This window comes from Streptomyces sp. NPDC005722, from assembly GCF_040630935.1.
Classification (GTDB): Bacteria; Actinomycetota; Actinomycetes; order Streptomycetales; family Streptomycetaceae; genus Actinacidiphila.
This window is the reverse complement of record NZ_JBEXYN010000046.1, coordinates 56,412-64,511: the sequence shown is the minus strand read 5'-3', so window position 1 is coordinate 64,511 and position 8,100 is coordinate 56,412. Positions and strand designations below refer to the sequence as shown.

Sequence of the window (8,100 nt, the reverse complement as noted above, 5' to 3'; positions counted from 1 at the left end):
CCGGTCCGCTTCGCGGACCGGTGAACCCCTGCACTTCGTTTCGGGGTTGGGCCCCTTTGGTGCGGGGGCTGGCCTCACTTCGTTCGGCCTGCCCCTTACCGGGCCCGGGTGGGCTTTCGCTTCGCTCCAGCCCACCCCGCGTGCTGACGCACGCTCATGGTCAGGCGCGCTGCGCTTGCCTGACTGGCTCTCGGCTTCGCCTCAAGCCTTCAGGGCCCGCTGACGCGGGCCTGGCTGGCTACGGGAAGCTGAGGTCGGTGTGCATCTGCAGGTGATGCAGCATGTAGGAATGGGGAAACGGGGCCACCCCCTCGGGGCGGCTGCCACGCTCCCCATGGCCCGGAGCCCTGCCGTGCTCGTGCCCCACACGGGGAGCGCTGACGCTGCCTCACCCGCCCGCACGGGCCGCGATCCCAGCGTTCCCCTCGCGCCGCGCCGGGCCCACCACCCGGCGCCCCCTCCCCCACCCTTGGCCAGCGCAGCGCACCCCCACGGCCACCGCCACCCGAGGACGAACCTGAAACAGCCGGCCACCACCCCACACCCACCAACACAAGCAGGCCCACACAGGAGAAGTCAGACCAACCCACCCAGGAAGAAAGCCACTTGACCAGCAGAAACACCCCACGGCCCACCAGACCGATGCAAGGGATAGTGCAAGAGATGACGCAAGAGATAGCGCAAGGGATAGCGCAGCGGATCTTGCCGTGGGCGGGGGGCCATCCGGGCGGTGGAGCTCGCTCACGTGCCTGAGCCCTCACTGAGTCTGCGCGGTGGGGGCTGCCCGATGACAGGCGCGGAAGGTTTTGGTCTCTCAATCTTTTTCTGTCGAATCTAGCTTTTCTCTGTCCGCACCCGGAACTCTTTCAATAGAATTGGCGCATCGGTGAGCGGCAACTCGCCGGACCAATCAGCCAACCAAGAAAGAAGGGGCATAAATGTCTCTGCCTGCGGCTCAGCACGCTGCCGTTTTCCAGCGTGGCGCGGATTTACTGGGTTCCTTTGTGGCACGGCTGGAGCCGGGCGAGCACCTTTTCAAGTGCTGGCTTGACTCTGACGGGGAGTCACGCCTGGAGTGGGCGCAGGTCACGGTGACCGGGTCGTCGTCGGGTGACTTGGTGGAGATGGACGACGAGCAGATGGACGTGGTGGCCATGCTGCTTGGTGCGGGGCTGGACCCGCGTGCCGAGTACTGCGGTGTGGAGCTGTGCTCGGTTGTCCTGGGTGCGGTGTCTGCGGTGGTGCGGGCGTGGGATGTGGAGTACGGGTACCGGGCGGGTGAAGTGCCGTGGATGCGGCCGCTGTCGGCGGCAGAGACCCGGTCCTACCGAGAGAACACCATCGGCATCACGGGCGGCGAGACGTTCGCTGCGGCGTTCTGGCCGGAGGGCGAGCCTGACGAGGACGCCGAAGCAGACTCAACGCTCCACCCGCAGGGGTAGTTGCGCATGAGGGGTGTGGGCCGGAAGCCGGGAACGGCACCCGGCCCACACCCACGCGTGCCGCGCGGGGAGCGCAGCGAGCTGCCATCCCTGCCACCGGGCACGCCCAGCGCAGCGGGCATGCCCGGGGCCCGCGCGCAGCGCGGGCAATCCTTCCCCCTGGCGCAGCCAGGAAGGCACCCGCTCCGCGGGGAAAAGAGCTTGTAGGCGGCCCTGCACAACGTGGTGCTGCGCCCCCGGCCCTGGACTGCACCCCCACCCTGGGACGTGGCCGCAGGCCCAGGTGTGGCCGGCGGAAGACACCCCCCAAGAGGAAGGGTGACGGCCCAAGGCGGCAACCCCGACCGAACGCCCCGCCGGCCACTGCTCAATCAGCCATGAAGGAGCACCCGCCAGCCTATGGCACACACCGGCCCCACGGAACAACGTCCACCAACCGTAAAAACAACGCAGCACGCCGCAGCGCCCCGCTAGGCCCGGCAAGCACCGGGAGCGGAACAAGAAATGTGATCTTACTGCTGCGCTTCCCACCGGGCGCAAAAGAAAGTCTCCGTGGCGGCACTATGCCGCTACGGAGACTTTCCCGTTCCGCACCCATTCGAATTACCGGCCACGGGAGGGTCGGGGGCCTGTGCCGGCAGGTTATTCGCACCGAGTTTTCCACCGGCGGCCGGTAAGCCCCAAGCAGCGCTCTACCGCCGATCGTGCCACCGGTTGCCCGGCACGCACAGCACGCACGCGCACGGCGGCCACCTCGACGTGGCAGGCGGCCGTGCTCCTTCTGAGCTGAAGGTGACCGACCGCCCGACCCCACGTGCGGCCGCTGTCACGGGACACACGAATGGTCAACAGCCCACGAGGTCCGGCCGTGCCGGCCGCCACCGTGGACAGGGCCTCCGCCCACGACACGCTCACGTACCCATCACCCGCCATCAGGCACCCCGGGCCCGACCGGCCCATCGCCGACCACCCCGTCGTCGACCGGCTCGTCGTCGACGCAGGCGGGCAGTCGCATCCCCCGCGACTCCGCCACCCGCAACACCCTGCCCAGCGCCTCACACGCCGAGCCGAGCAGCACCCGCGTCGGCTCAGTGACCGGCCGGGTCCCGGCGCCGGCGTCGAGAACCCCCGTCAGAAGGTCGAGGATGCGCTGTGCCTGCTCCAGGTGCTCGTCCTCGACCCGGTCGGCGATCTGCGCGAGTATCCCGCCCGGATTGTCGTCCGGTGTGTAGGCAGGCTTACCGTCCGGACCGGTCCATGGCAGCAGCCGCAGCCCCACCACTCCCCCGCTCACGCTGCACGCCCTGGCCCGCAGTCCTGCCCCATGGCTGCCAGCACCAGAGCACGCCGTCGATCCCGCTGCGCCTGCTCCTCCCGGCGCTGCTCGAACGCCACGAGATAACGCGGTACCAACGGCAGGGCGTCCCCATCGATCACCTCCACCGCGCGACGGGCACGATGCGCGGGCGACCCCGCGCACACAACCGAAGCCGGCACCGGGCAGGCACGGCGCCGCCTGCCACGAGCCGGCAGAACAACCCGCGCAGGCACCTACCCCGCCGGCGAACGCTTCCCCGCCGTCAACACCCTCGCCGCCGAACTCGACGTCGCCCCCTCCACTATCCAGAAGGCAGTAGCCGCCCTACGCACCGAAGGCAAACTCCACACCATCCTCGGCCAAGGCTCCTACGTCACCAAGCAATAACCACCAACCGCCCAGCACCAACACAACACGGGCCGCGAACCGCTTCGCAGCCCGGGACACCAAACACCGACAACGCCCCCAGCAGCGAGCTCCCCACCCACCGCCACAACACCCCGCCACAACTCACCACCAGGACCCCAGCGCACGACGCCCATCGAACTCACCGACCGGGCACACCGCAGAAACCTCCCGTGCTGACACCAGCCAAAGCGACCAGCACGCACTCACCACTCCCCCAAAACCCGCACGGTGAGCACGACCGTCCAGGTACTCACCACCACGCCAAAACCACCCCACCGACGCGGCAAGCAGCACAGCATCGGGAAGCAGGTGCTACGCGCGTGAGGAAAATCTTCGAGAGCGCAGGTAGCAGAACCAGCCAGAACCGGCAGAAGCCAATGCAACCAACCCCCGCAGACGCGACAAACAGGGGTGGCCGCGGCAGTGTTGAGCCAGCCGAGGTCAGGACCACTCCCGCGGGCGCGGGGAACAGCCAGCGACGTCATCCTGGAGCTCGTCGCAGTCAGCCCGCAACGCCCGCACCATCAAAGCCTTCTGACAGTTCTCGCCTCTGCCACACTGCTCGCATGACACATGGACAACCACACCAAGAACTGGCAAAGGCACTCCAAACCCACAGGTCATAAAGTGTCCTTCCCGCGCAGGCGGGGGTGGTCCGCCGTAGCCCGATTCGACAGCACCATGCGCGTGGTCCTTCCCGCGCAGGCGGGGGTGGTCCGGTCCCCGACGACGTGTCCGTGCTCAGGGCTGCGTCCTTCCCGCGCAGGCGGGGGTGGTCCGGCCATCGACGCCGCACGCAACCAGTGCAGCGCGTCCTTCCCGCGCAGGCGGGGGTGGTCCGGCGACAGAGGGGACAGGGTACGTCAATCCCCGTCGTCCTTCCCGCGCAGGCGGGGGTGGTCCGGCCCCCCAGGCCTCACCGATGACGCCGAGCAGGTCCTTCCCGCGCAGGCGGGGGTGGTCCGCCGGAGTCAAGGGTGGTCAGCACGCCGTCGACGTCCTTCCCGCGCAGGCGGGGGTGGTCCGACCATCGTCGAGTCCGGGGTGTACTGGGTCGGGTCCTTCCCGCGCAGGCGGGGGTGGTCCGTCGGGCCGGTGTACCGCGCCGCCATCGCACGCGTCCTTCCCGCGCAGGCGGGGGTGGTCCGGCCCTTTCCCCCAACGGGGACACGGCCCGAAGGTCCTTCCCGCGCAGGCGGGGGTGGTCCGCGGCGGCAGTCGGGGCTCTGGCAGCGCCAGGTGTCCTTCCCGCGCAGGCGGGGGTGGTCCGACCGTGATGGTGCCGAGGGTGCCGGACTCGAAGTCCTTCCCGCGCAGGCGGGGGTGGTCCGGACACACCCGTGTCGGATCGTCCCGAGCTGACGTCCTTCCCGCGCAGGCGGGGGTGGTCCGACCCCGACCCCTGCACTGGTCCGGCCGTCGTAGTCCTTCCCGCGCAGGCGGGGGTGGTCCGACCCCGACCCCTGCACTGGTCCGGCCGTCGTAGTCCTTCCCGCGCAGGCGGGGGTGGTCCGGCGTTCTGGTACTCGACGCCCGGGTTCTGCGTGTCCTTCCCGCGCAGGCGGGGGTGGTCCGCCTCTGGTCAGGATGTCGAACGCCTCGTCGGCGTCCTTCCCGCGCAGGCGGGGGTGGTCCGGTGCCCGGCGTCGCCTCCGTACTCGAGGAGCGGTCCTTCCCGCGCAGGCGGGGGTGGTCCGGTCTCCGTCGAGCGCTACGAGCTCGAGCGGCGGTCCTTCCCGCGCAGGCGGGGGTGGTCCGCGCACGCCGATGGGCGTGGACGTCCTGGTCACGTCCTTCCCGCGCAGGCGGGGGTGGTCCGCAGCAGGCGCCCACCCTGCTCGTGCCGTTCACGTCCTTCCCGCGCAGGCGGGGGTGGTCCGTGGGAGAGCTGCACCCCAACGACTTGGCGGAGGTCCTTCCCGCGCAGGCGGGGGTGGTCCGTACGCGGACGCCTCGCCGCCTTGGGCGGACGCGTCCTTCCCGCGCGAGCGGGGGTGGTCCGGGACCGAACCCGAGCGGCACGCCGTCGAAGTCGTCCTTCCCGCGCGAGCGGGGGTGGTCCGGAGAACGACTACTGGCGGGTGCAGACGTGGCCGTCCTTCCCGCGCGAGCGGGGGTGGTCCGTTCTGGCAGCCCGAGAGCCGCACCATCCTCGTGTCCTTCCCGTGCGAGCGGGGGTGGTCCGTACGCCGGCACCCGCACCGAGGCGCAGGAGCTGTCCTTCCCGCGCGAGCGGGGGTGGTCCGGGGGACCAGCGTAGGGCAGCGTCCCGTGTATCGTCCTTCCCGCGCCAGCGGGAGTGGTCCGCCCGAGCAAGAAGCCAAGGCCAAGGGCCGCAAGTCCTTCCCTCGCAGGCGGGGGTGGTCCGGCCCTCTACTGGCCGGGCGCAGCGCACCCCGTGTCCTTCCCTCGCAGGCGGGGGTGGTCCGGCCCTCTACTGGCCGGGCGCAGCGCACCCCGTGTCCTTCCCGCACGAGCGGGGGTGGTCCGCTCAAGCGACAGGAACGCGCCCTCGCGTGGCTGTCCTTCCCGCGCGAGCGGGGGTGGTCCGCTGGTCGGCTTCGCCGTCGGCACCGCCTATATGTCCTTCCCGCGCGAGCGGGAGTGGTCCGACCGCACCAAGGCCCGAGGGCTGATGGATCGCACCCATCCCGCGCCAGCGGGGGTAGTCCGACCAGGAGAGGACGACCCACAGGACCGTCAGGTCCTTCCCGCGCAGGCGGGGGTGGTCCGTCGTCATCCCCTGTCGCCTCACTCGCCAGGGGGTCCTTCCCGCGCGAGCGGGGGTGGTCCGTCCCGCCGCGTCCGTCCGCGCCGCATCCTCTCGTCCTTCCCGCGCGAGCGGGGGTGGTCCGTACTGGTCGGCCGCGGACCAGCTCGTCATCGCGTCCTTCCCGCGCGAGCGGGGGTGGTCCGCTCCGCACGGATGCGGGCGGGGAGGTGGTGCAGTCCTTCCCGCGCGAGCGGGGGTGGTCCGTCCATCTGGGCGCTGAGCGCCGGCACCCTGACGTCCTTCCCGCGCGAGCGGGGGTGGTCCGCGGTTCGGGCAGGACTCCTACGCAGCGTGGGAGTCCTTCCCGCGCAGGCGGGGGTGGTCCGACCGCCAGTTCGGTCACGGGGCTCCTCGCCGGGTCCTTCCCGCGCAGGCGGGGGTGGTCCGTAGATCCGCTTGGCGGTCTTGCGGGTGATCTCGTCCTTCCCGCGCGAGCGGGGGTGGTCCGCTCTGGACGGGGCAGGGGCCCGCGGACAGTCGGTCCTTCCCGCGCGAGCGGGGGTGGTCCGCTCTGGACGGGGCAGGGGCCCGCGGACAGTCGGTCCTTCCCGCGCGAGCGGGGGTGGTCCGTCGTTGAGCAGGGCCTTGATGTTGTCGAGGTCGTCCTTCCCGCGCGAGCGGGGGTGGTCCGCAGTACCTCGACGCGCCGGACGCTCAGCCGGCGTCCTTCCCGCGCGAGCGGGGGTGGTCCTGAACCCGGAACCGCTCACGCCCGGTCGCTGCTGTCCTTCCCGCGCAAGCAGGGGTGGTCCACAGCGACGATCCACAGGAGGGTTCGCCGCTGGGTCCTTCCCGCGCGAGCGGGGGTGGTCCGGACACCTCTCGTACGTCGTCCGCTTCGGGCTCGTCCTTCCCGCGCGAGCGGGGGTGGTCCGGTGACGTGGATCTACCAGCACGCGGGCGAGGAGTCCTTCCCGCGCAGGCGGGGGTGGTCCGGGGGTTGCCGTCGCCAACGCGCTGCTGCCCAAGTCCTTCCCGCGTGAGCGGGGGTAGTCCGCCCGCGCCAGCCATAGAATCTGCGTGCCAGCCAGCCTTCCCGCACAGGCGGGGCGGCCCGGAACGAGTCGCCGGACGTCGGTGGCGGTAAGGTTTTTCCCGCCCGAGCGGGAGTGGTCCGATGTCGCCGGCTCAGCGAGAGCTGACCGAGGAGTCCTTTCCGCGCGAGCGGGGTGGTCCGGTGTCGCCGTCGCCCTGGTTGAACACCAGCTCGTCCTTCCCGCGCGAGCGGGGGTGGTCCCATTACACGCCCCGCCGGAGGCCGCCGACCTTCGTCCTTCCCGCGCAGGCGGGGGTGGTCCGCCGTGGTCGCTCATGGCCGAGCGGATGGACGGGGCCATCCCGCGCAGGCTGGGGTGGTCCGGTCAAGGCCGCGTCGGCCCAGTTCAACGACGCGTCCTTCCCACGCAGGCGGGGGTGGTCCGGCCCGGAGCTGGCTCGCTTGCCCTACGGATCGGTCCTTCCCGCGCGAGCGGGGGTGGTCCGCTGTACGCCGACGCCGACCGGCTCACCATCACGTCCTTCCCGCGCGAGCGGGGGTGGTCCGATTTCCTGCCGCTTCGACTCGGACATCAGCATGTCCTTCCCGCGCGAGCGGAGGTGGTCCGGCGTCGAACCTGTCCGACCTCCCGTCCGCGTCGTCCTTCCCGCGCAGGCGGGGGTGGTCCGCAACTGTCGGCTGCGGCCCTGCATGCGGGCCAGTCCTTCCCGCACAGGCGGGGGTGGTCCCCGTACCACTCCGCCGTCGACATGCCCGCGGGCGTCCTTCCCGCGCGAGCGGGGATGGTCCGGGCGACCTGCGCAAGGCAATCCGCGCGGTCGGGTCCTTCCCGCGCGAGCGGGGGTGGTCCGTACGCATGGTTCGCGTGGCTGCAGAACGTGCTGTCCTTCCCGCGCCAGCGGGGGTGGTCCGGGCTTCGACATCGTCATCGTGGACGGCGGCTGGTCCTTTTCGCGTGAGCGGGGGTGGTCCGCGGAGCTGCGGTTCCGCGAGAACGAGGCCCGCGTCCTTCCCGCGCGAGCGGGGGTGGTCCGCAGTGCAGGAGCATGGAGGCGACGCCGCTCGTGTCCTTCCCGCGCAAGCGGGGGTGGTCCGTCCCGGTAGCGGTCACCGTGGAACTTCGCGAAGTCCTTCCCGCGCAGGCGGGGGTGGTCCGTCCCAG

General features: G+C 71.1%; 3 protein-coding genes and 2 CRISPR repeat arrays. Of the genes, 2 read left to right on the top strand and 1 reads right to left on the bottom strand.

Going from position 1 to position 8,100, the window contains the following annotated elements; translation table 11 throughout:
- The first annotated feature begins 938 nt into the window (after nt 1-938).
- Nucleotides 939-1,442 carry a hypothetical protein gene (locus ABZ479_RS34575; RefSeq protein WP_500465239.1) on the top strand — a complete coding sequence of 168 codons (504 nt, stop codon included), beginning with the start codon at nt 939-941 and terminating at the stop codon, nt 1,440-1,442.
- 922 nt (nt 1,443-2,364) lie between these two features.
- Here ABZ479_RS34575 and ABZ479_RS34570 read toward each other — a convergent pair.
- Nucleotides 2,365-2,721 carry a hypothetical protein gene (locus ABZ479_RS34570; protein WP_500465238.1) on the bottom strand — a complete coding sequence of 119 codons (357 nt, stop codon included), beginning with the start codon at nt 2,719-2,721 and terminating at the stop codon, nt 2,365-2,367.
- Nucleotides 2,722-2,874: 153 nt separating this feature from the next.
- Here ABZ479_RS34570 and ABZ479_RS34565 point away from each other — a divergent pair, with 153 nt between their 5' ends.
- Nucleotides 2,875-3,147 (top strand): GntR family transcriptional regulator, encoded by a 273-nt coding sequence (locus ABZ479_RS34565; protein WP_500465242.1) that lies wholly within the window; start codon nt 2,875-2,877, stop codon nt 3,145-3,147.
- A gap of 650 nt (nt 3,148-3,797) precedes the next feature.
- A CRISPR array of direct repeats spans nt 3,798-5,780; the repeat unit is 29 nt; unit sequence GTCCTTCCCGCGCAGGCGGGGGTGGTCCG.
- A 91-nt stretch (nt 5,781-5,871) separates the two neighbouring features.
- Nucleotides 5,872-6,938: a CRISPR direct-repeat array (repeat unit 29 nt; unit sequence GTCCTTCCCGCGCAGGCGGGGGTGGTCCG).
- Nucleotides 6,939-8,100: the final 1,162 nt, after the last annotated feature.